Source organism: Streptomyces echinatus (genome assembly GCF_014203595.1).
Classification (GTDB): Bacteria; Actinomycetota; Actinomycetes; order Streptomycetales; family Streptomycetaceae; genus Streptomyces; species Streptomyces echinatus.
The window spans coordinates 25,425-47,174 of the sequence record NZ_JACHJK010000018.1 but is presented as its reverse complement, the minus strand read 5'-3'; the positions used below and the strand labels follow the sequence as shown (position 1 = coordinate 47,174).

The window sequence follows — 21,750 nt, the reverse complement described above, 5'->3', positions numbered from 1 at the left end:
GCCGTGCCTTCGCCGTCGGCGGCCGACGGGGTCGGGGCGGGTGCGGGGCGTGGGGCCGGGTCGTCGCCTCCGGTGCGTGCCGGGCGTGGGAAGCGTCACAGGTCGGCTTCAGTCGCGCTCCAATGCCGGTGAGCGGGGCGGTGGTGTCGGTACTCCCTCGTAGACTCGCCTCTCGTGGATACGACCCTTTCGGACCCCCTCGTCGGGCAGCTGCTCGACGGCAGGTATCGCGTCGACGCGCGGATCGCGGCCGGCGGGATGGCCACGGTCTACCGGGCCCTGGACACCCGCCTGGACCGCGTTCTCGCGCTGAAGGTGATGCACCCGACGCTCGCCTCCGACGGGTCCTTCGTCGAGCGGTTCATCCGGGAGGCGAAGTCCGTCGCCCGGCTCGACCACCCCAACGTGGTGCAGGTCTTCGACCAGGGCACCGACGGGTCGTACGTCTACCTGGCGATGGAGTACATCGCCGGCTGCACCCTGCGGGACGTGCTGCGGGAGCGGGGCGCCGTACAGCCGCGGGCCGCGCTCGACATCCTGGAGCCGGTGCTCGCCGCGCTCGGTGCCGCGCACCGGGCCGGGTTCGTGCACCGCGACATGAAGCCCGAGAACGTGCTGATAGGCGACGACGGCCGGGTCAAGGTCGCCGACTTCGGGCTGGTGCGCTCCGTGGACACGGTGACCAGCACGACCGGTGCGGTGCTCGGGACCGTCTCCTATCTCGCGCCGGAACAGATCGAGCAGGGCACCACGGACCCGCGTGTCGACGTGTACGCGTGCGGAGTGCTGCTCTACGAGATGCTCACGGGCACGAAGCCGCACTCCGGGGACTCCCCGGCCCAGGTGCTCTACAAGCACATACACGAGGACGTACCGCCGCCCTCGGCGCTCGTGCCCGGGCTGCCGTACCAGCTGGACGAGCTGGTCGCGTCGGCCACCGCGCGCACCCCGGACCTCCGGCCGCACGACGCCGTGGCGCTGCTCGCCCAGGTGCGCGAGGCCCGCCGGCCGCTGACCGACGAGCAGCTGGACGCGCTGCCGCCGCAGGCGCTGACCGCGGAGCACGACAACGGCGAGGACCGGACGAGCGTGATCCCGCGCGCGCTGACCGTGCCCCGGCCGCTGCCGGTCGACGAGGACGTCCCGGACGGCGCCGGGGACGGCATCGACCGCACCGCCCGCTTCCAGAGCCCGCCGGTGCCCGGCCGCCTGCGCCCGGCCCGCCCCCGGCACGCGGTGCTGGCGCTGATCACGGCCGTGCTGGTGGTGTTCGGCGTGGGCGCCGGGATCTGGTACATCAACTCCGGTCAGTTCACCAAGGTGCCGCCCCTGCTGACGAAGACCGAGACGCAGGCGAAGGCCCGGCTGAAGTCGGCCGGGCTCGACGTGGGCCAGGTCAAGCGTGCCTACAGCGACACCGTGAAGCGGGGCACGGTGATCGGCAGCGACCCGGCGCCGGGCGCGCGTATCCGGGACCACGACTCGGTGACGCTGACCGTGTCGCTGGGCCCGGAGACGGTGAACGTGCCGAACGTGGAGGGAAAGCCGCTCGCGAAGGCGCAGGCGCGGCTGACGGCGGACGGCCTGGAGCCGGGCATGGTCACCCGCGAGTTCAGCGAGGACGTCGACAAGGGCTCGGTGATCCGTACGACGCCGGACGCGGGCACCAAGCGGCACGCGGGCTCGGCGATCGCGCTGGTCGTCAGCAAGGGCAGCCCCATCGACGTGCCGGACGTCACCGGTGACGACCTGGACAGCGCGAAGGAGGAGCTGACGAACGCCGGCCTGAAGGTGCGGATCGCCGCCGGGCGGGTCAACTCCGAGTTCGACGACGGCAAGGTCGCCCGGCAGAGCCCGGGCGACGGGAGCCAGGCCGCGGAGGGCGACACGGTGACGCTGACGCTGTCCAAGGGCCCGGAGATGATCGAGGTCCCGGACGTGGTCGGGGACAGCGTGGACGACGCCCACGACGCCCTGGAGGGCGCCGGCTTCGAGGTGGACGAGGACCGCGGTCTGCTGGGGCTGTTCGGCGACACCGTGAAGGAGCAGTCGGTGGAGGGCGGCGACCGGGCGCCCAAGGGGTCGACGATCACGATCACCATCCGGTGACCGGGTTCACCGGGGACCGCGGCCCGGTTGCGGGGGCGGACATGACACCCTGAACGGGTGAGTCCCGTTCAGTCCTCCCTCCCCCGCAACCCCGTCGGCGGCCATGTGCCCGTGGCCGGCGGACTGCACTCCGTCGGGCTGTCCTACGCCCGTGACCTGAAGGCGGAGACCGTGCAGGTCTTCGTCGCCAACCCGCGCGGCTGGGCCACCCCCGCCGGCAACCCGCGGCAGGACGAGGCGTTCCGCGCGGCGTGCGCCGAGGAGTCGGTCCCGGCGTACGTCCACGCCCCCTACCTGATCAACTTCGGCTCGCACACCGAGGCGACCGTGGAGCGGTCGGTGGAGTCGCTCAGGCACTCGCTGCGGCGCGGCCGGGAGATCGGCGCCCTGGGTGTGGTCGTGCACACCGGGAGCGCGACCGGCGGCCGGGCCCGGGACGTGGCGCTGAAGCAGGTGCGCGAGCACCTGCTTCCCCTGCTGGACGAGCTGAGCCACGACGACGACCCGTTCCTGCTGCTGGAGTCGACCGCCGGGCAGGGTGCCTCGCTGTGCTCGCGGACCTGGGACTTCGGGCCGTACTTCGAGGCGCTGGACGCCCATCCGAAGCTGGGCGTGTGCCTGGACACCTGCCACATCTTCGCCGCCGGGCACGACCTGACCGGGCCGAGCGGCATGCACCAGACCCTGGACCTGCTGGTGGACACCGTCGGCGCGGGCCGGCTGAAGCTGATCCACGCCAACGACTCCAAGGACGTGGTGGGCGCGCACAAGGACCGGCACGAGAACATCGGCGCCGGTCACATCGGCGAGGATCCGTTCCGCGCGCTCATGACCCATCCCGCGACCGAGGGCGTCCCACTGATCATCGAGACGCCCGGCGGCAAGGAGGGGCACGCGGCGGACGTGGAGCGGCTGAAGAGACTCCGGGATTCCTGAATCCCCGTTGAGGAATACCCCTGGGGGGTATACGGTTCCTGTCAGACGCAGGAACCGCCACTCGGCATGGGGGAAACCATGGAGCACTCGGCGCAGACCCACCACCAGCACCACGAGACGCACGAAGGACACGGGCAGGACGGGCACGAGCAGCACTCGGAGCACGGCGGGCACCACCAGCACCACGGCCACGCGCCCGCGGCCACCTGGCAGGCGGCCGCTCAGGCCACCCTGCACTGCCTCACCGGCTGCGCCATCGGCGAGGTGCTCGGCATGATCCTGGGCACCGCCTTCGGCTGGGGCAACCTGCCCACGATGGTGCTGGCGATCGTCCTGGCCTTCGTCTTCGGCTACTCGCTCACCCTGCGCGGGATCCTGCGCGCCGGCGTGGACTTCCGCACGGCCTTCCGGGTCGCGCTGGCCGCCGACACCCTCTCCATCGCCGTGATGGAACTGATCGACAACGGCGTGATCCTGGTCTGGCCGTCCGCGATGGACGCGATGCTGAGCGACGCGCTGTTCTGGATCTCGCTGGCGATCTCGCTCGTGACCGCCTTCGTGGTGACCACCCCGGTCAACAAGTGGATGATCGGCCGGGGCAAGGGACACGCGGTGGTGCACCAGTACCACCACTGAGCGGGCCGGGGGTCAGAGCTCGGGGCCCTCCCCGGGCCCTTCCTGGTAGGAGTAGCGCTGTTCCTTCCAGGGGTCGCCGATGTTGTGGTAGCCGCGCTCCTCCCAGAAGCCGCGGCGGTCGGCGGTCATGTACTCCACGCCCCGGACCCATTTGGGCCCCTTCCAGGCGTACAGATGGGGCACGACCAGGCGGACCGGGAAGCCGTGCTCGGCGGTGAGGAGCTCGCCGTCCTTGTGGGTGGCGAAGATGGCGCGGTCGGAGGAGAAGTCCCCCAGGCGCAGGTTCGAGCTGAAGCCGTACTCCGCCCAGACCATGACATGGGTGACGTCCGGCGCCGGCGGGGCCAGGTCCAGGATCACGCGGGCCGGGACCCCGCCCCACTCCGCGCCGATCATGCTGAACTTGGTCACGCAGTGCAGATCGGCCACCACGGTGGTGTACGGCAGGGCCGTGAACTCCTCGTGGTTCCAGGTGTGCTTGTCACCGTCGGCGGTGGCCCCGAAGACCCGGAACTCCCAGCGCTCGGGCCGGAACTTCGGGACGGGCCCGTAGTGCGTGACCGGCCAGCCGCGCTGGAGCCGCTGACCCGGCGGAAGCTCGGACCCTGCCACTGCCCCAGACTCTCGCTCCACCGGATGACCCATGTATCCATCCTGACAGACCTCGGGCAGTGCCCTTGACCACCATTCGACCAATAGGACAACTAGGGCAAGTCAGCACTAACTTACTAAGTATGCACTTACTGGACGATCTTCACGGGCGGTGCCATCATGCGGCGCTAACGACCGACACAGTCGTCCGGAAGGAGCCCGTCGCATGCAAGGCGACCCCGAGGTCATCGAACTGCTCAACGAACAGCTGACCGCCGAGCTGACCGCGATCAACCAGTACTTCCTGCACTCCAAGCTCCAGGACCACAAGGGGTGGACCAAGCTCGCCGAGTACACCCGGCGCGAGTCGTTCGACGAGATGCGGCACGCGGAGGTGCTCACCGACCGCATCCTGCTGCTGGACGGCCTGCCGAACTACCAGCGACTGGGCCACGTCCAGGTCGGGCAGACGGTGACGGAGATGTTCCAGGCCGACCGGCAGATCGAGGTCGAGGCCATCGACCGGCTGCGCCGCGGCGTCCAGATCATGCGCGACAAGAACGACATCACGTCGGCGAACATCTTCGAGGTGATCCTGGCCGACGAGGAGCACCACATCGACTACCTGGACACCCAGCTGGAGCTCGTGGACAAGCTGGGCGAGGCGCTCTACCTCTCGACCCTGATCGAGCAGAGCCAGCCCGACGCCTAGGGAGCGGCCGCGGGCGCTAGGCGGCGTCGTCCAGCGCTTCGAGAGCCGGGGCGCGCCGCTCGATCAGCTCCCGGCGGGGGCAGGCACCGCGGCCCAGGAGGGCCTGGATGCGGCGCACGCACGAGCCGCAGTCCGTACCGGCCTTGGACGCGGAGGCTATCTGGCGCGGGGTGCAGGCGCCGTTCTCCGCGTGCCGGCGGACCTGCTGCTCGGTGATGCCGAAACAACTGCAGACGTACACGCGGTTCACCTCCCGACGGGATCGCTGTCTCTTGCCGTCCCGTTCCCGGTGAGGCAAACCTAACCTTACCCATCCCGCGGCACCCGGAAAAGTGGGCGGGGCGCGGATCCGGTGTGATCCGCGCCCCAGGACGCTCAGCGGTACCGGGTGATCACTGGTCCCGGTACATCTCCGCCACGAGGAACGCCAGGTCGAGCGACTGGCTGCGGTTCAGCCGCGGGTCGCAGGCCGTCTCGTAGCGCTGGTGCAGGTCGTCGACGAAGATCTCGTCGCCGCCGCCCACGCACTCGGTGACGTCGTCGCCGGTCAGCTCCACGTGGATGCCGCCCGGGTGCGTGCCGAGCGCCTTGTGGACCTCGAAGAAGCCCTTGACCTCGTCGAGCACGTCGTCGAAGCGGCGGGTCTTGTGCCCGGAGGCCGCCTCGAAGGTGTTGCCGTGCATCGGGTCGGTCACCCAGGCCACCGTGGCACCGGACGCCGTGACCTTCTCGACCAGCTCGGGGAGCTTGTCGCGGATCTTGTCGGCGCCCATGCGGACGATGAAGGTCAGCCGGCCCGGCTCCCGCTCGGGGTCGAGGCGGTCGATGTACTGCAGCGCCTCCTCGGCCGTGGTGGACGGGCCGAGCTTGATGCCGATCGGGTTGCGGATCTTCGAGGCGAACTCGATGTGCGCGTGGTCCAGCTGCCGGGTGCGCTCACCGATCCACACCATGTGCCCGGAGACGTCGTACAGCTTGCCGGTGCGGGAGTCGACCCGGGTCAGGGCGGACTCGTAGTCCAGCAGCAGCGCCTCGTGCGAGGAGAAGAACTCGACGGTCTTGAACTCCTCCGGGTCGGTGCCGCACGCCCGCATGAAGTTCAGCGCGTTGTCGATCTCCCGCGCGAGCTGCTCGTAGCGCTGGCCCGACGGCGAGGTCTTCACGAAGTCCTGGTTCCAGGCGTGCACCTGGCGCAGGTCGGCGTAACCGCCGGTGGTGAAGGCGCGCACCAGGTTCAGCGTGGAGGCCGACGCGTGGTACATGCGCTTCAGCCGCTCGGGGTCCGGGATCCGGGCGGCCTCGGTGAAGTCGAAGCCGTTGACGGAGTCGCCCCGGTAGGTCGGAAGCGTCACGCCGTCGCGGGTCTCGGTCGGCTTGGAGCGGGGCTTGGAGTACTGACCCGCGATGCGGCCGACCTTGACCACGGGCACGGAGGCCGCGTAGGTCAGGACGGCGCCCATCTGGAGCAGCGTCTTCAGCTTGTTGCGGATGTGGTCGGCGGACACGGCGTCGAAAGCCTCGGCGCAGTCGCCGCCCTGGAGGAGGAACGCCTCTCCCTTGGCGACGGCCGCCATCCGGGCGCGCAGCTGGTCGCACTCGCCCGCGAAGACGAGCGGCGGATACGACTCGAGGTCCGCGATCACTGCGCGCAGAGCCTCGGCGTCGGGGTACTCGGGCTGCTGCGCCGCGGGCAGGTTTCGCCAGGTGTTGCCAGCGCTCGGGCTGGTCTTAGCGTTCACGGTCACCCCGTAAACATTACGGGGTCGTGTGCGATGTTTTTTCCCCTTGCTCGAAGGGTGAGACGGGGTGACTGACGGGTGGACGGGCGACGGGTGGGGTAGGGTTTCCGGCATGTTCGCGCTTTCGATCCAGAACTGGTGGTGGACCGCTTCTCCGGCGGCCCGCTGATCGCGCGTACGACAAGACTTCGCGAAGGCCGCCCGAGGGGCGGCCTTCGGCGTTTCCCGGGGCCGTTCCTCTCCGTCAGCACATCCGCCGGACGTTCCGTCGGACGATCGAGAAGGAGCCCGACCCGTGGACCTGCAGGACCTGCTCACCGACCCCCGCCCCTTCGCCCTGCTGCGCCGCCGCACCCCCGGCCGCGACGAACAGCTGGTGGAGGTGCTGCTCGGCCCGGTGACCAGCCGTGACCGGCTGGCCGACCTGCCCGAGGAGGGTCTCGCCCTCGTCCCGTTCCGGCAGATCCGCGAGCGCGGCTTCGACGTCCGCGACGACGGCACCCCCCTGCTGGTGCTGACGCCCGAGGAGTCGTACGCCGTCCCGCTCGCCGAGGCGCTCGACCGGCTCCCGGCGCACGAGGTGCGGGTGGAGGGCGGCCGCTTCGACGTCGGGGACGAGGAGTACGGCGAGATCGTCGGCCGGGTGCTGCGCGAGGAGATCGGCCGGGGCGAGGGCGCGAACTTCGTGATCCGGCGCACCTACGAGGGTGAGATCCCCGGGTTCGGCCGCGCCGACGCGCTGGCCCTGTTCCGGCGGCTGCTCGAGGGCGAGCGGGGCGCGTACTGGACGTTCGTGGTGCATACCGGAGATCAAAAAGGGCCCGAAGGGCCTTCCACGGAAGGGCGGCGGTGGGAGACGGGTGGGCGGACGCTGGTGGGCGCCAGCCCCGAGGTGCATGTGCGGATGTCCGGCGGCACCGTCGTGATGAACCCGATCAGCGGGACCTACCGCTATCCCGCCGGGGGCCCGTCCCCCGAGCACCTGCTCTCCTTCCTGGCCGACGGCAAGGAGATCGAGGAGCTGTCGATGGTCGTCGACGAGGAGCTGAAGATGATGTGCACCGTCGGCGACATGGGCGGCGTCGTCGTCGGTCCCCGGCTCAAGGAGATGGCGCACCTCGCGCACACCGAGTACGAGCTGCGCGGCAAGTCCTCCCTGGACGTGCGGGAGGTGCTGCGGGAGACCATGTTCGCGGCGACGGTGACCGGGTCTCCGGTGCAGAACGCGTGCCGGGTGATCGAGCGGCACGAGGCCGGCGGGCGCGGGTACTACGCCGGTGCGCTCGCGCTGCTCGGGCGGGACTCCGGAGGCGCGCAGACCCTCGACTCCCCGATCCTGATCCGCACCGCCGACATCGGCGCCGACGGCCGGCTGCGCGTTCCCGTCGGGGCGACGCTGGTGCGCGGCTCCGACCCGGCGGGCGAGGTCGCGGAGACCCACGCGAAGGCGGCGGGCGTGCTGGCCGCCCTCGGGGTACGGCCGTCCCGGCCGCTTCGGGAGCGGGAGCGGCCCCGGCTGGCCGACGACCCGCGGGTGCGGGCCGCGCTGGACGGCCGGCGCGCCGCGCTCGCGCCGTTCTGGCTGCGGATGCAGGAGCGGACCGGGGCCCTCGCGGGCCACGCCCTCGTCGTCGACGGCGAGGACACCTTCACCGCGATGCTCGCGCACGTCCTGCGGTCGGCCGGTCTCGACGTGACCGTCCGGCGGTACGACGAGCCCGGGCTGCGGGAGGCGGTGCTCGCGCACGAGGGGCCCCTCGTCCTCGGGCCCGGTCCGGGCGACCCCGCCGACCTCGGCGACCCCAAGATGCGGTTCCTGCGGGACCTGGCCGCCCAGGTGATCCGGACGCACCGGCACGGCGTGCTCGGCGTCTGCCTCGGGCACGAGCTGATCGCGGCGGAACTGGGCCTGGAGATCGTCCGCAAGGAGGTGCCGCACCAGGGCGCGCAGACGGAGATCGACCTGTTCGGGCGGAGCGAGACGGTCGGCTTCTACAACAGCTTCGTCGCGCGCTGCGACGAGGAGTCGGCCCGGGAGCTGGCCGCGCACGGCGTAGAGGTGAGCCGGGCGGCGAACGGTGAGGTGCACGCGCTGCGCGGCCCCGGTTTCGCCGGTGTGCAGTTCCACCCCGAGTCGGTCCTCACGGTGAACGGCGCGGCGGTCGTCCAGGAGCTGATCGGCCGGCTGCGGGCGAGCACGGTGCGGTGAGGCGACGGGCCTGGGGGCCGCTCGGTCCCCAGGCCCGGGCCGGGGTGTCAGCCGAAGAACACCCCGACCTCCTCGTACAGCTTCGGGTCCACCGTCTTCAGCCTGGCCGTCGCCTCGGAGATCGGGACGCGGACGATGTCGGTGCCGCGCAGGGCGACCATCTTGCCGAAGTCGCCGTCGCGCACGCAGTCGATGGCGTGCAGGCCGAAGCGGGTGGCGAGCCAGCGGTCGAAGGCGCTGGGGGTGCCGCCGCGCTGGATGTGCCCGAGGACCGTGGTGCGGGCCTCCTTGCCGGTGCGCCGCTCGATCTCCTTGGCCAGCCACTCACCGACGCCGGACAGCCGCACATGCCCGAAGGAGTCCTGCGACTGGTCCTTGAGCACCATGTCACCGTCCTTCGGCATGGCGCCCTCGGCGACGACGACGATCGGGGCGTAGGACGCCTTGAAGCGGGAGGTGATCCACGCGCACACCTGGTCGAGGTCGAAGCGCTGTTCGGGGATGAGGATGACGTTGGCGCCGCCGGCCAGGCCCGAGTGCAGCGCGATCCAGCCGGCGTGCCGTCCCATCACCTCGCAGACGAGGACCCGCATGTGGGACTCGGCGGTGGTGTGCAGCCGGTCGATGGCCTCGGTGGCGATGTTGACGGCGGTGTCGAAACCGAAGGTGTAGTCGGTGGCGGACAGGTCGTTGTCGATGGTCTTCGGCACGCCGACGCAGGGCATGCCGTACTCGTCGGCGAGGCGCGCGGCGACGCCCAGGGTGTCCTCGCCACCGATCGCGACGAGTGCCTCGACCTCCTGCTTGGCGAGGTTCTCCTTGATGCGGCGGATACCCCCCTCCACCTTGAGGGGGTTGGTCCGCGAGGAGCCGAGGACGGTGCCGCCGCGGGGCAGGATGCCGCGCACCGCGGGGATGTCGAGGCGGACCGTGTCGTTCTCGAGCGGACCCCGCCAGCCGTCCCGGAAGCCGACGAAGTCATAGCCGTACTCCTGCACGCCCTTGCGCACGATGCCCCGGATGACGGCGTTGAGCCCGGGGCAGTCGCCGCCTCCGGTCAGTACTCCGACTCGCATGAAATGTCCCTTCACCATGCTGGCCTGACGCTCAGTCACGCTAATGGTGATCCGCGTCACATCGGGAGAGGCGGGAAGGGTGATTCGGGCGCGTTGCCGGAATCCGGGCTACTCGTCGTCGAGTCCACGCTCTATCGCGTACCGCACCAGCTCCACCCGGTTGTGCAACTGGAGCTTGCCGAGGGTGTTCTGGACGTGGTTCTGGACCGTGCGGTGGGAGATGACGAGGCGTTCGGCGATCTGCTTGTAGCTCAGGCCCTTCGCCACCAGCCGCAGCACCTCCGTCTCCCGGTCCGTCAGCCGGGGGGCGCCCGGCTCGTCGGTGTCGGGGGCGGGGACGGGCTCGGCGGCCAGCCGCCGGTACTCGCCGAGGACCAGTCCGGCGAGGCCGGGCGTGAACACCGGGTCGCCGACGGCGGTCCGGCGCACCGCGTCCAGGAGTTCCTCGGTGGAGGCCGACTTCAGCAGATAGCCGGTCGCGCCGGACTTCACGGCCTCCAGCACGTCCGCGTGCTCGCCGCTCGCCGAGAGGACGAGCACGCGCAACGCCGGGTTGTGGCCCACCAGTTCCTTGCACACCTGGACGCCGGGCTTGGCGGGCAGGTTGAGGTCCAGCACGAGGACGTCGGGGGCGGCGGCCTTGGCGCGGCGGACCGCCTGCTCGCCGTCGCCGGCGGTGGCGACCACGTCGAAACCGGACTCGGCCAGGTCACGGGCGACCGCGTCACGCCACATGGGGTGGTCGTCCACCACCATGACCCTGATCGGGTCCTGCTGCTGTGTCATCGCTGCTCCGCCTTCTTCCCCCGCGCCCCTGCGGCGCCCTTCGGTACCTTCAGTTCGACTTCCGTGCCCTGCCCGGGCACCGAGAAGATCTCGGTGCTGCCGCCGAGGTCGCGCAGCCGGCCCCGGATCGACTGGGCCACCCCGAGCCGGCCCTCGCCCTCGGCCTGCGCCAGCCGGCCCTCGGGGATGCCGGGGCCGTCGTCCCGGACGGTGACGACGATCTCGTCCGGCTCGTCCTCCACCAGGATCCAGGCGCGGGCCCCCTCCCCCGCGTGCCGGCGCACATTGTCCAGGGCCGCACCGACGGCGGCGGCCACCTCGCGGGCCGCGGCCGGCGGCAGCAGCACCGGCGCGCCGGGCTCGGCGAGGCTGAACCGGGCGCACGCGTAGGGGGCGAGCAGCAGGCGCAGGTCGACCGGGCCGGCCGGTTCGTCCTCGGCGGGCTCCTCCACCACCCGGACGACGGCACCCTCGGCCAGGTCCTCCGAGACCCGGGACACCGGCACCAGACCGCCCGACACCAGCGTCCGCAGGGCCACTTCCTGCTCCCCGGCCAGCCGGCCCAGCTCGGCCGCCTCGCCGCCGAGGGCCGTGCCCCGGCGCTTCACCATCGCCAGCACCTGCAGCACGCTGTCGTGGATGTCCCGGGCCAGCCGCTCCCGCTCCCGGGTCGCGGCCTCGATCTCCAGCGCGCGGGCGAGGGTGCGCTCGGAGGCGCGGGCCACCTCCACCACGTAGCCGATGGCGATGGAGGCCACCCAGACGAGGATCACGTTGTGCACGGTGTCCCGGGCGGGGTGGCCGCGCTCGACCAGGTTGACGACGGCCACGGCCGTGGAGGCGACGGCCGCCCAGCGCCAGCCGCCCTTGACGGCGAAGGCCAGCACCGCGCCGGCGGTCCATATCGACGGCAGGGTGGGGCCGCCGCCCGCGATCCGCTCGTGGCTGTCGGCGAGCGGGGTGAGCAGGATGCCGGCGAGGGCGACGGACAGGTCCGCGGCCAGGAAGCGGCGGGTGCAGCTCGCCGCGTTGGCCACCCTGGGCAGGGTGGCGAGGGTCCATACGGCGAGGACGGCGTAGTAGGCGACGGCGACCCAGGGCCGCACGAAGTGGTCGTACGCGGTGGCACACAAACCGATGGCGTACAGCATGGTCAGGACGCGGTAGCCGGCGAGCGCGCGCCACAGCGGCAGCTCGACCGACATCCGCAGGACGACCGGTTTCCTGACGCGTGCGGCACCGGCGCGCCCCACGGCTCCCTCACGCTCGCGCTTGGGCATCTCCCCCGGTCCCCCCGGCCCTCGAGTTCCCCCGTCTAGGAGTCGGCCTGCTTCTTCTCCGCCTTCTCCGCTTCCCTGGCCGCCTTGGCCGCCTCCGCGATCTGCCGCTTGGCCGCGGTGGCGTAGATGTCGACGTACTCCTGGCCGGAGAGCTTCATGATCTCGTACATGACCTCGTCGGTCAGGGCGCGCAGCACGAAACGGTCGTGCTCCATGCCCTGGTAGCGGCTGAAGTCCATGGGCTTGCCGATGCGGATGCCGGGCCGCATCAGCTTCGGCATCACCTTGCCGGGCGGCTGGATCTTCTCCGTGTCGATCATGGCGACCGGGATGACGGGCGCGCCGGTGGCGAGCGCCACGCGGGCGAGGCCGCCGGGCTTGCCCCGGTACAGCCGCCCGTCGGGCGAGCGGGTGCCCTCCGGGTAGATGCCGAACAGCTCACCGCGCTCCAGCACCTCTATACCGCTCTTGATCGCCGCCTCACCCGCGCCGCGCGCCCCGGAACGGTCGACCGGGAGCTGCCCGACGCCCTTGAAGAAGGCCGCGGTGAGACGGCCCTTCACGCCGGGAGTGGTGAAGTACTCGGCCTTGGCGATGAAGGTGACCTTGCGGTCCAGCATCGTGGGCAGGAAGAACGAGTCCGAGAAGGACAGATGGTTGCTGGCCAGGATGGCGGCACCCGTGTCCGGAATGTTCTCCAGGCCCTCCACCCAAGGCCGGAAGGCGACCTTCAGTGGTCCGCCGATCGCGACCTTCATCGTGCCGTACAACACCCTTGTGCCTCCTGTTTCCGTCGAGGAGACCTTAACCCGGAGGACCGCCAATGGGTCCGACGACCCTGGTCGGTGTCAGTGCGGTCGCGTACGGTGAGGCACATGCCAGTTCTCCCCGGAGCCGAGCCGTACCGCCACGAGGGCGGGAAGACGGGGGTCCTCCTCTGCCACGGCTTCACCGGCTCGCCCCAGTCGCTGCGCCCGTGGGCGGAGCATCACGCGGCGCACGGACTGACCGTGTCCGTGCCGCTGCTGCCCGGGCACGGCACCCGCTGGGAGGACATGCAGCTGACGGCCTGGCAGGACTGGTACGCGGAGGTGGACCGCGAGCTGCGGGTACTGACCGCGCGCTGTTCCCGGGTGTTCGTCGCCGGCCTGTCGATGGGCGGTGCGCTGGCGCTCCGGCTGGCCGCCCGGCACGGTGAGCGGGTCATCGGCGCGGTGGTCGTCAACCCGGCGAACAAGGTGCACGGGCTGTCGGCGTACGCCCTCCCGGTCGCCCGGCATCTGGTGCGGACGACGAAGGGCATCGCCAGTGACATCGCCAAGGAGGGCGCGGCGGAGCTGGGGTACGACCGGGTGCCGCTGCACGCGGCGCACTCCCTGCGGGTGTTCCTGCGCCGGCTGGACGGCGAGCTGCCCCAGGTCACCCAGCCGTTGTTGCTGCTGCGCAGCGCTCAGGACCATGTCGTCCCGGCGGCCGACTCGGCACGGGTGCTGAGCCGGGTGTCGTCGACGGACGTCACGGAGATCGTGCTGGAACACAGCTACCACGTGGCGACGTTGGACGTGGATGCGGACCGGATCTTCGAGGAGAGCCTCGCCTTCATGGGCCGGCTCGCACCCAGTGTCGGCAAGGAAGGGACGGCCTCAGTTGGCTGAGCACGACTCCGACCGTGAGGACCTCGGGGGCCGTGAGGACCGCGAGGGAAGCGAGCCGGACAAGCAGGAGGTGCCGTTCGACGAGGACGCCGCCTGGCGGGCCATCGTCGCCGGGTACGGCGCGGAACCGCCGGACCCGCCGGGTTCCCGGCCCTTCAGGGCGGTGGAGGATCTCGCGCTGCCGGAACCGGACCCGGCGACCGACCCGGGGAAGGATGCGAGGAAGGGCCCGGTGAAGGACCCGGCGACCGACCCTGGGAAGGACCCGGTGAAGGACCCGGAGAGCGAGTCCCGGCCCGGCCCGGACGACTCCGCGGGCCGCCGGCCCGGCCGTCCGCTGGGCGGCTCGGTCTCCTTCGCGCCCGGTGTCGGCCCGCGCGACTACTCGGTGTCCGTGCCCTCCGACGACGACTTCGACGAGGACGACGAGGGCCACTTCGTACCGCCGGAGCCGCCGCCGCTGCCGACCACGGACACGACGGCCAGGTTCGCCTGGCTGGGGGTGGTCGGCGGTCCCGTCCTGATCCTGCTCGCGGTGGTACTCGGCTGGGACATGACCTGGTGGCTGACGACCCTCGGCATCGGCGGCTTCCTGGGCGGCTTCGCGACGCTGGTGACGCGGATGCGAACGGACGACGACGGTGACGACGACCCGGGGCGCGGCGCGGTGGTCTGACCCGCGGGGGGGACCTCGATCGCGCACCCGGTGTCTCCGCGCCGGCCGGTGCCGCCCGTGAGGGGACCAGGTGGTCGTTCAGGCGGCCGGCACCCTCAGGGCCGCCAGCACCGGCAGGTGGTCCGTGGCCGCGGTCAGATCGGCCCGGGTCACGCCCGGCAGGTCCGACGGGACGCCGCAGCCGAGCACCTCGATGCCCTGGGTGGCGAAGATCGCGTCGATCCGCTGGTGGGGGTCGGCGGGGGTGGAGGTGTACTCGCCGCCCCAGGGCGCGGCCGTACGGCAGTCCTGGAGACCGGCGGCCAGACGGCGGAAGGTACGGCCGTCGGGGCGTTCGTTGAGATCGCCGCCGGCGACGGCGTGCTCCACGCCGAGCCCGGACAGCCGGTCGAGGAGCAGGGCGCCCTGCTCATGGCGTTCGTCGCGCTGGAGGCTGAGGTGACAGCTGAGCACGCCGAGGCGGGCGCCGCCGAAGCGGACCACCGCGGTGGCGAAGCCGCGGCGGTGCAGGCCGGGGGTGAGCGGCAGGAGGACGTCCTCCGTGCGCTCGACGGTGGCGCGCAGGTCGCACAGGATCGCCGGTCCCGCCGCCGTGGCGCCGCCGGTGAGGATCACCTGGCCGCAGGCGGCGGCGAGCCGGGCGAGTTTCTTGCGCCAGCGGAAGAAACGGGGGGCCTCCTGGACGAGCACCAGGTCGGGGGCGCAGGCGGTGATGACACGAGCGAGGGCGTCCGTGTCGTCCCGCATCGAGCGGATGTTGTAGCTCAGGACGCGGATGACGGCCGAACCGTCGGGCTCTGTCGTGGAGTTGGGGAGCAGCGCCATGTGGATCAATGTACGCCCAACAGCTCGGGGCGCGAGGAGCGTGCGCGGCCGCCGGTGCGTCGTGGCCGGCCGCGCGGCTCCCCGCGCCCCGAGGCCGCGCAGGTGTGCTCACGAAGTGGGCGTCACATGATCGGGTCCGGCTCGCGGGCCAGGTCGGCCGCTCCGACCATGCCCGCCTTGTTGCCGAGCTGGGCCGCGATCACATCGGCCACCGGACGCCAGTTGCCGCCCACCAGCCAGCGCTTGTAGGACTTGCGGATCGGGTCCAGGACCAGGTCGCCCTCGTCGGAGAGACCGCCGCCGACGATGAACGCGGACGGGTCGAACAGGGAGGCCAGGTCGGCGAGGCCCGCGCCGGCCCAGCGGGCCAGCTCGCGGTAGGAGTCGACGGCGACCGGGCAGCCCTGGCGAGCGGCCATGGAGATGTGCTTGCCCTCGATCCCGTCGGGGGTGCCGTCGCCGAGCGCGAGCAGCACCTCGGCGCGCTCGGGGGTGGCGTTGGCGCGCTGCTTGGCGTAGCGGACCAGGGCGCGGCCGGAGGCGTACTGCTCCCAGCAGCCCTGCGAGCCGCAGCCGCACAGCAGGCCGTCCGGGACCATCCGGATGTGGCCGAACTCGGCGGCCACGCCGAAGTGGCCGCGGCGCAGCTTGTTGCCGATGATGATGCCGCCGCCGAGGCCGGTGCCGAGCGTGATGCAGATGACGTTGCGGTGGCCCTTGCCGGCGCCGAACCTGTACTCGCCCCAGGCGGCGGCGTTGGCGTCGTTCTCGACCACGACCGGGAGGCCGGTACGGGCCTCGACCTTCTCCTTGAGCGGCTCGTTGCGCCAGTCGATGTTGGGCGCGAAGTACACCGTGGAACGCTGCCGGTTGACGTAGCCGGCCGCGCCGATGCCCACGCCGACGATCTCGTGCCCGGCCCGCGCGCCCTCCACCGCCGAGGCGATGGCGTCCACGATCGCCTCGGGCGTGGTGGGGGTCGGCACCTTGAAGGTCGAGAGGATGTTGCCTTCCTCGTCGACCACGCCGGCCGCGATCTTCGTGCCGCCGATGTCGACGCCGATGGTGAGTCCCATGAATCCCTCAGTTCCGGTCGAGCCCCGCTACGGCCAACCGTACCCGAGGCCCCGCCGCGGAAGGGCTTCAGTCCAGGTCGATGCGCTCCCCCGGACCGGTGCCCTCACCGCGGTCCCGCCGGTCCGGCCGGTCGTCCGCCGGGTCGGCCGTACGGGCGGTCCAGCGCTGCTCCTGGCCCTGGACGGCGGAGCGGTAGGCGGCGAGCAGCTCGCCGCCGGCCGCGGCCAGATGGTCGAAGACGTCCGGGTTGCGGTCCATGACGGGCTCCACGGCGGCCTTCGCCTGCTGGACGACCTGCCGCACCACCTGCTGGGCGGCGGGTCCGGCGAGACCGCCGAGGAGCGGTGACCGGAGGCCGGAGAGCTTGTCGGCCACCGTGTCCACGAGCTTCTTCAGCTCCTCGGCCGCGGAGCCGGGCGGCGGGCCGTGCTCGGCACGGCGGCGGGCCTTCTCGGCGGCGAGGTCCTCGGCGCAGGCCGTGGCCCAGGCGTCGGCGTCGGCCGCCCGCTCCTCTTCGGGTTCGGGTGCGGGGCGCTCTTCGCTCATGGCGGACTCCTGACTACGGTTCGCCTTTACGACGGTACCCGAACGGGCGTGTCCCCTTCACCGTCCGGTGCTGGGCCACAGGGCCGGGTCCGGGGCGAACCGGATGCGCAGTTCGCCGTCCCTGAGTCCGGCCCCGGCGACCGTGCAGCGGCGCAGGGCGGAGGGGAGCGGGACGATCCGGCGGAAGGGGCCCGCGGTGATCAGGAGTTCGTCGCCGCGCCGGACGAGGTCCAGCTCCTCCCGTATGGCACCGGGCAGCGGCAGGTGCCAGACCAGCACACCGTCCTCGGCGATCCGGTCGCCGACGGGCCACTCGACCGGGTCGGGCGCCGGGTTGACGGCGGGCACGGCGAGAGCGGTGAGGTCGTCGGGGCCGTGCGGGTCGCGGCCGAGGTGCGGGACGGGACGGACGTCGTACGACTCCCGCCAGTCGGCGAGCGTCTTGCGCTGCTGGGCGAGGAGCCCCGCGAGCCAGCCGTCGGGGGCGGCCTCGGGCAGGGTCCGGTTGGCGATCAGGGCCTCGGTGCGCAGTCCGCGCAGGGCGAGGCCGAGGGTGGCGGCGCGGACGGCGTCGGCGCCGGCCGGGCCGGGTTCGGCCACCAGGCGCACGGCGGTGTTCCGGTCGGTGAGGACGGCCTCCACGGCGGCCAGTTCGACGTCCCAGCGGGCCGCCGTCTCGTACAGCCAGTCGGCGGGCATGGGGACGCCGGCCAGCCGGCCGAGGACCGGGCGCAGGGCGCGGGCGGCCTGCCGTTCGGGCGGCAGGAGGCGGCGCAGATAGCGGCGCAGCTGCTCGGGCAGGCCGAGCAGGGCGAGGGCGCCCGCGAGGGGCGGGAGGTCGACGACGAGGAGGTCGTACCGGTCGGAGAGGGCCGCGTCCCGCAGCGCGCGCAGGAAGGAGAGCTCCTCGGCGCCGGGCAGCGGGGTGACCTCCTCGGCGTCCAGCCGGGCGGCGCCGAGCAGGTCGAGCACGTTCGCGGCGCGGTCCTGGAAGGCGGTGAGGTCCTGCCGGAACCGTTCCGTGGCGTCGGGCCGCCAGGCGGTGAGGTTCGGGGCGGCTTCCGCCGGGACCGGTCCTGTTCCGGTGCCCAGCGCCACGCCCGGGGTGTCGGTGTGGTCGGCGCTGAGGAGGAGGGTGCGGGTGCCGTCGGCCGCGGCGCGCAGTGCGGTGGCGGCGGCGATCGTGGTACGCCCGCTGCCGCCCGGGCCCGTGATCAGGATGGTGCGCATGAGGGTGAACGCTACCGGGGCGTGCCGCGGGCCGGAGGCGGCCCGGCGGCGGACGTCCGCGCCCGGGGGCCGCGCGCCCCCGGACGGCTTGGGCCTCGTCCTCGGTCGCGCCGCCGGCCCGAGGCGGCCCGGCACGTCCGCGCCCGGGGACCACGTTCCGCGGCCCGGCCGCGGTTCGCGGTCTGTCCCGCGTGCCGCCGGCCGGACTAGCTCTCCTCTTCCACCCTCTTCTTCAGGCCGGCCAGGGCCCGGTCGATGATGACCTTCTCGGCCTTGCGCTTGATCATGCCGAGCATCGGGATCTTGACGTCGACCGTGAGGGAGTAGGTGACCTCGGTCGCGCCCCGGCCCGCCGGCTTCAGGAGGTAGGAGCCGTCGAGGGAGCGGAGCATCTGGGACTTCACCAGGGTCCAGGAGACCTCGTGGCCGCCGGTCCAGGTGTAGGCGAGGGTCTGGTCGTCCTTGATGGCGCCGGCGTCCATGACGAGGCGGACCTGCTCGGCGCGGCCCTGCGCGTCGGTGGCGAGGACCTCCGCCTCCTTCACCTCGCCGGTCCAGTCCGGGTAGCGCGCGAAGTCGGCGATCACCGCCATGACGTCGGCCGGAGCCGCCTCGATCGTGATGCTCGAACTGGTGTGTTCCGCCATCGCCGTGGCTCCTCCAGATGCGGGCCGTGTTGAGAGGTCTGTGTGCGCCGGTCTGCGCACGTGTGTGCAGCGTGAAGGCTACCGCGCCGCCGACCTGCCGACTTCACCCCGTCTCCAGGGCCTCACCATTCGAGCGCCCAGGGGGTGCCGGTGCCGGCGAAGTGCCCCACGTTCACACACTCGGTGACGCCGATGCGCATGCGGCGCGCCAGCGGCTGGTGCACATGCCCGAACAGCGCGTACCGCGGCCGGGTGCGGCGGATGGCGTCCAGCAGGGCGCGGCTGCCGCGCTCGAAACGGCGGGCCACGGTGTCGTAGACCAGTTCGGGCACCTCCGGCGGGATGTGGGTGCACAGCACGTCGACCTCGCCGACGGCCTCGATCTTCGCCGCGTACTCCTCGTCGCCGATCTCGTAGGGCGTGCGCATGGGGGTGCGCAGGCCGCCGCCGACGAAGCCGAAGGTGCGCCCGCCGATCTCCACCCGCTGGCCGTCGAGGACCGTGGTGCCGGGGCGGGCGTACTCCGGCCACAGCGCCGGCATGTCGACGTTGCCGTAGGTGGCGTACGTCGGTGTGGGAAACGCTGCGAACAGCTCGGCGTACTGCTTGCGGACCGCCTTCTCGATGGCCGCGGCCCGGTCGGTGCCGATCCCGGCCCACAGCCGGGCGCCGAATTCGCGGGCCTCGGCGAACCGGCGGGCGGTGCGCAGCTCGACGATGCGGTCGGCGTTCTCCGTGCCGAAGAGGTCGGGGAAGATTCCGCGCGAGTGGTCGGCGTAGTCGAGGAAGAGGACGAGGTCGCCCAGGCAGACCAGGGCGTCGGCGCCTTCGCCGGCCCGGGCCAGGTCACGGGCGTTGCCGTGCACGTCGCTGACCACGTGGACGCGGGTCCGCCGGCTGCCGGAGCGTGTGAATGCCATGGCGATCAAGGGTAGGCGTGTGCGGTCCAGGTGAACAGTGCCGGCCGGGGCTGCGGTTACTGGCCGGTCGGTTCGGCCGTGGACTACTGTGCGCGAAGGAAAGCCCACGTGTGTGACGCAGCGAACATCTCGCCGGGACCCCCTGTCCTGAACGCCATACCGGCGGGTAACGTCCGGGCAGTCCAGTCGTGCTCTGGATTTCAACCACCGAAGTTCCCGAGCACTTGCCCGAGCCTTGGACCGCACCGTCGCATCGCACAACGTCGTGGCGCCGGCGCCCTATGAGGAGCAGCAGTCTTGCGCGAGTTCAGCCTTCCGGCTTTGTACGAGGTCCCTGCGGACGGGAATCTGACCGACATCGTCCGCAGAAACGCCGCGCAGCACCCCGACGTCGCCGTCATCGCCCGCAAGTCGGGGGGTGCCTGGCAGGACGTGACCGCCCGGGAGTTCCTGGCCGAGGTACGCGCCGCCGCCAAGGGCCTCATCGCCTCCGGGGTGCAGCCGGGCGACCGGGTGGGCCTGATGTCCCGGACGCGGTACGAGTGGACGCTGCTCGACTTCGCCATCTGGAGCGCGGGCGCGATCACCGTGCCGGTGTACGAGACCAGCTCGCCGGAGCAGGTGCAGTGGATCCTGTCCGACTCGGGCGCGACCGCCTGCGTCGTGGAGCTGGACGCCCACACGGCGGCCGTGGAGTCGGTGCGCGAGTCGCTGCCCGCGCTGAAGCACGTCTGGCAGATCGAGGCCGGGGGCGTGGCGGAGCTGGGCCGGCTCGGGCAGGACGTGTCGGACGCGACGGTGGAGGAGCGCAGCTCGATCGCGCGGGCCGACGATCCGGCGACCATCGTGTACACCAGCGGCACGACCGGGCGCCCCAAGGGCTGTGTGCTCACCCACCGCAGCTTCTTCGCCGAGTGCGGCAACATCGTGGAGCGGCTGCGCCCGTTGTTCCGCACCGGTGAGTGCTCGGTGCTGCTCTTCCTGCCGCTCGCGCACGTCTTCGGACGGCTGGTGCAGATCGCGCCGATGATGGCGCCGATCAAGCTGGGCTGTGTCCCGGACATCAAGAACCTGACGGACGAACTGGCCGCGTTCCGGCCGACCCTGATCCTCGGTGTGCCCCGGGTCTTCGAGAAGGTCTACAACTCGGCGCGGGCCAAGGCGCGGGCGGAGGGCAAGGGCGGGATCTTCGACAAGGCGGCGGACACGGCGATCGCCTACAGCAAGGCGCTGGACAGCCCGTCGGGCCCGTCCTTCGGTCTGAAGGTCAAGCACAAGGTCTTCGACAGGCTGGTCTACAGCAAGCTGCGCGCGGTGCTGGGCGGCCGGGGCGAGTACGCCATCTCCGGCGGCGCCCCGCTGGGCGAGCGGCTCGGCCACTTCTTCCGCGGCATCGGCTTCACCGTGCTGGAGGGCTACGGCCTGACGGAGTCCTGTGCGGCGACCGCGTTCAACCCGTGGGACCGGCAGAAGATCGGCACGGTCGGGCAGCCGCTGCCCGGCTCGGTGGTGCGGATCGCGGACGACGGCGAGGTGCTGCTGCACGGCGAGCACCTGTTCAAGGAGTACTGGAACAACCCGGGCGCGACCGCGGAGGCGCTGGCCGACGGCTGGTTCCACACCGGTGACATCGGCACCCTCGACGAGGACGGCTACCTGAGGATCACCGGCCGGAAGAAGGAGATCATCGTCACGGCGGGCGGCAAGAACGTCGCCCCGGCCGTGATCGAGGACCGGATCCGGGCGCACGCGCTGGTCGCGGAGTGCATGGTGGTGGGCGACGGGCGGCCGTTCGTGGGCGCGCTGGTCACCCTCGACGAGGAGTTCCTGGACCGGTGGGCCGCCGAGCACGGCAAGCCGGCGGGTTCCACCGCGGCGTCGCTGCGTGACGACGCGGATCTGCAGACGGCGATCCAGGCGGCCGTGGACGACGGCAACGCCGCGGTGTCGAAGGCGGAATCGGTGCGGAAGTTCCGCATTCTGTCCTCCCAGTTCACGGAGGAGTCGGGCCACCTCACCCCGTCGCTGAAGCTCAAGCGGAACGTGGTGGCGAAGGACTACGTGGACGAGATCGAGGCGCTCTACGCCAAGTGACCCCGG

Annotated in this window: 22 protein-coding genes; 9 read left to right on the top strand and 13 right to left on the bottom strand. The window is 71.9% G+C overall.

Translation table 11 applies throughout. The features are described 5' to 3' along the window. Positions 1–174 precede the first annotated feature (174 nt). The 3 genes from pknB (at position 175) to FHS34_RS35755 (ending at position 3,681) form a co-directional block, all read left to right on the top strand. Complete coding sequence (gene pknB, locus FHS34_RS35765; RefSeq protein ID WP_184973402.1) at positions 175–2,109, top strand: Stk1 family PASTA domain-containing Ser/Thr kinase; 1,935 nt, start codon at positions 175–177, stop codon at positions 2,107–2,109. A 57-nt stretch (positions 2,110–2,166) separates the two neighbouring features. Further along, entirely contained in the window at positions 2,167–3,045 is an 879-nt protein-coding gene (locus FHS34_RS35760) for a deoxyribonuclease IV (RefSeq protein WP_184973400.1), read from the top strand. 78 nt (positions 3,046–3,123) lie between these two features. Beyond that, positions 3,124–3,681, top strand: coding sequence for a DUF4396 domain-containing protein (locus tag FHS34_RS35755; protein ID WP_184973655.1), 558 nt, complete (start codon positions 3,124–3,126; stop codon positions 3,679–3,681). Between the two features lie 12 nt (positions 3,682–3,693). On the opposite strand, the gene FHS34_RS35750 is transcribed toward FHS34_RS35755, so the two are convergent. Further along, positions 3,694–4,326 carry a sulfite oxidase-like oxidoreductase gene (locus FHS34_RS35750; protein WP_184973398.1) on the bottom strand — a complete coding sequence of 211 codons (633 nt, stop codon included), beginning with the start codon at positions 4,324–4,326 and terminating at the stop codon, positions 3,694–3,696. A 172-nt stretch (positions 4,327–4,498) separates the two neighbouring features. Here FHS34_RS35750 and bfr point away from each other — a divergent pair, with 172 nt between their 5' ends. Continuing rightward, positions 4,499–4,984 carry a bacterioferritin gene (gene bfr, locus FHS34_RS35745; RefSeq protein ID WP_184973395.1) on the top strand — a complete coding sequence of 162 codons (486 nt, stop codon included), beginning with the start codon at positions 4,499–4,501 and terminating at the stop codon, positions 4,982–4,984. 16 nt (positions 4,985–5,000) lie between these two features. On the opposite strand, the gene FHS34_RS35740 is transcribed toward bfr, so the two are convergent. Both FHS34_RS35740 and FHS34_RS35735 read right to left on the bottom strand, forming a co-directional pair. After that, complete coding sequence (locus FHS34_RS35740; protein WP_184973392.1) at positions 5,001–5,225, bottom strand: (2Fe-2S)-binding protein; 225 nt, start codon at positions 5,223–5,225, stop codon at positions 5,001–5,003. 151 nt (positions 5,226–5,376) lie between these two features. Then, a complete protein-coding gene (locus FHS34_RS35735) occupies positions 5,377–6,729 on the bottom strand; it encodes a class II 3-deoxy-7-phosphoheptulonate synthase (protein WP_184973390.1) in 1,353 nt (450 codons plus the stop codon). 106 nt (positions 6,730–6,835) lie between these two features. On the opposite strand from FHS34_RS35735, the gene FHS34_RS44230 reads away from it, so the two are divergent. Then, complete coding sequence (locus tag FHS34_RS44230) at positions 6,836–6,892, top strand: trp operon leader peptide (RefSeq protein ID WP_107440922.1); 57 nt, start codon at positions 6,836–6,838, stop codon at positions 6,890–6,892. 126 nt (positions 6,893–7,018) lie between these two features. Continuing rightward, positions 7,019–8,932: an anthranilate synthase family protein gene (locus FHS34_RS35725; RefSeq protein WP_184973385.1), complete on the top strand. Its 1,914-nt coding sequence runs from the start codon at positions 7,019–7,021 to the stop codon at positions 8,930–8,932. 47 nt (positions 8,933–8,979) lie between these two features. Here FHS34_RS35725 and FHS34_RS35720 read toward each other — a convergent pair whose 3' ends face one another. The 4 genes from FHS34_RS35720 to FHS34_RS35705 all read right to left on the bottom strand — a co-directional run bounded on the left by FHS34_RS35720 (position 8,980) and on the right by FHS34_RS35705 (position 12,847). After that, on the bottom strand, positions 8,980–10,008 hold the full coding sequence (locus tag FHS34_RS35720; RefSeq protein ID WP_184973383.1) for a 6-phosphofructokinase: 1,029 nt from the start codon (positions 10,006–10,008) through the stop codon (positions 8,980–8,982). 108 nt (positions 10,009–10,116) lie between these two features. Then, positions 10,117–10,794: a response regulator gene (locus FHS34_RS35715; protein WP_184973380.1), complete on the bottom strand. Its 678-nt coding sequence runs from the start codon at positions 10,792–10,794 to the stop codon at positions 10,117–10,119. Next, positions 10,791–12,074, bottom strand: a complete 1,284-nt coding sequence (macS, locus tag FHS34_RS35710) for a MacS family sensor histidine kinase (protein ID WP_372478617.1) — start codon at positions 12,072–12,074, stop codon at positions 10,791–10,793. The genes FHS34_RS35715 and macS overlap by 4 nt, the downstream gene beginning before the upstream one ends. 35 nt (positions 12,075–12,109) lie before the next feature. After that, positions 12,110–12,847: a lysophospholipid acyltransferase family protein gene (locus FHS34_RS35705; RefSeq protein ID WP_184973377.1), complete on the bottom strand. Its 738-nt coding sequence runs from the start codon at positions 12,845–12,847 to the stop codon at positions 12,110–12,112. Positions 12,848–12,949: 102 nt separating this feature from the next. On the opposite strand from FHS34_RS35705, the gene FHS34_RS35700 reads away from it, so the two are divergent. Continuing rightward, entirely contained in the window at positions 12,950–13,729 is a 780-nt protein-coding gene (locus FHS34_RS35700) for an alpha/beta hydrolase (protein ID WP_184973375.1), read from the top strand. After that, a complete protein-coding gene (locus FHS34_RS35695; RefSeq protein WP_184973373.1) occupies positions 13,722–14,405 on the top strand; it encodes a hypothetical protein in 684 nt (227 codons plus the stop codon). The genes FHS34_RS35700 and FHS34_RS35695 overlap by 8 nt, the downstream gene beginning before the upstream one ends. Positions 14,406–14,483: 78 nt before the next feature. Here FHS34_RS35695 and FHS34_RS35690 read toward each other — a convergent pair whose 3' ends face one another. From FHS34_RS35690 to FHS34_RS35665, 6 genes are all read right to left on the bottom strand, one after another. Further along, positions 14,484–15,230, bottom strand: a complete 747-nt coding sequence (locus FHS34_RS35690; RefSeq protein ID WP_184973371.1) for an endonuclease/exonuclease/phosphatase family protein — start codon at positions 15,228–15,230, stop codon at positions 14,484–14,486. Between the two features lie 122 nt (positions 15,231–15,352). Continuing rightward, the gene (locus FHS34_RS35685) at positions 15,353–16,306 is read right to left on the bottom strand and encodes an ROK family glucokinase (protein WP_020939526.1); all 954 of its coding nucleotides are present in this window, start codon (positions 16,304–16,306) and stop codon (positions 15,353–15,355) included. A gap of 67 nt (positions 16,307–16,373) precedes the next feature. After that, the gene (locus FHS34_RS35680; protein WP_184973368.1) at positions 16,374–16,853 is read right to left on the bottom strand and encodes a DUF5304 domain-containing protein; all 480 of its coding nucleotides are present in this window, start codon (positions 16,851–16,853) and stop codon (positions 16,374–16,376) included. Between the two features lie 57 nt (positions 16,854–16,910). Next, positions 16,911–18,083 (bottom strand): ArsA family ATPase, encoded by a 1,173-nt coding sequence (locus tag FHS34_RS35675; RefSeq protein ID WP_184973366.1) that lies wholly within the window; start codon positions 18,081–18,083, stop codon positions 16,911–16,913. A gap of 206 nt (positions 18,084–18,289) precedes the next feature. Beyond that, entirely contained in the window at positions 18,290–18,730 is a 441-nt protein-coding gene (locus tag FHS34_RS35670; protein WP_184973364.1) for an SRPBCC family protein, read from the bottom strand. Between the two features lie 122 nt (positions 18,731–18,852). Beyond that, complete coding sequence (locus FHS34_RS35665) at positions 18,853–19,650, bottom strand: metallophosphoesterase family protein (protein WP_184973362.1); 798 nt, start codon at positions 19,648–19,650, stop codon at positions 18,853–18,855. A 297-nt stretch (positions 19,651–19,947) separates the two neighbouring features. On the opposite strand from FHS34_RS35665, the gene FHS34_RS35660 reads away from it, so the two are divergent. After that, on the top strand, positions 19,948–21,744 hold the full coding sequence (locus FHS34_RS35660; RefSeq protein ID WP_184973359.1) for an AMP-dependent synthetase/ligase: 1,797 nt from the start codon (positions 19,948–19,950) through the stop codon (positions 21,742–21,744). Positions 21,745–21,750 lie beyond the last annotated feature (6 nt).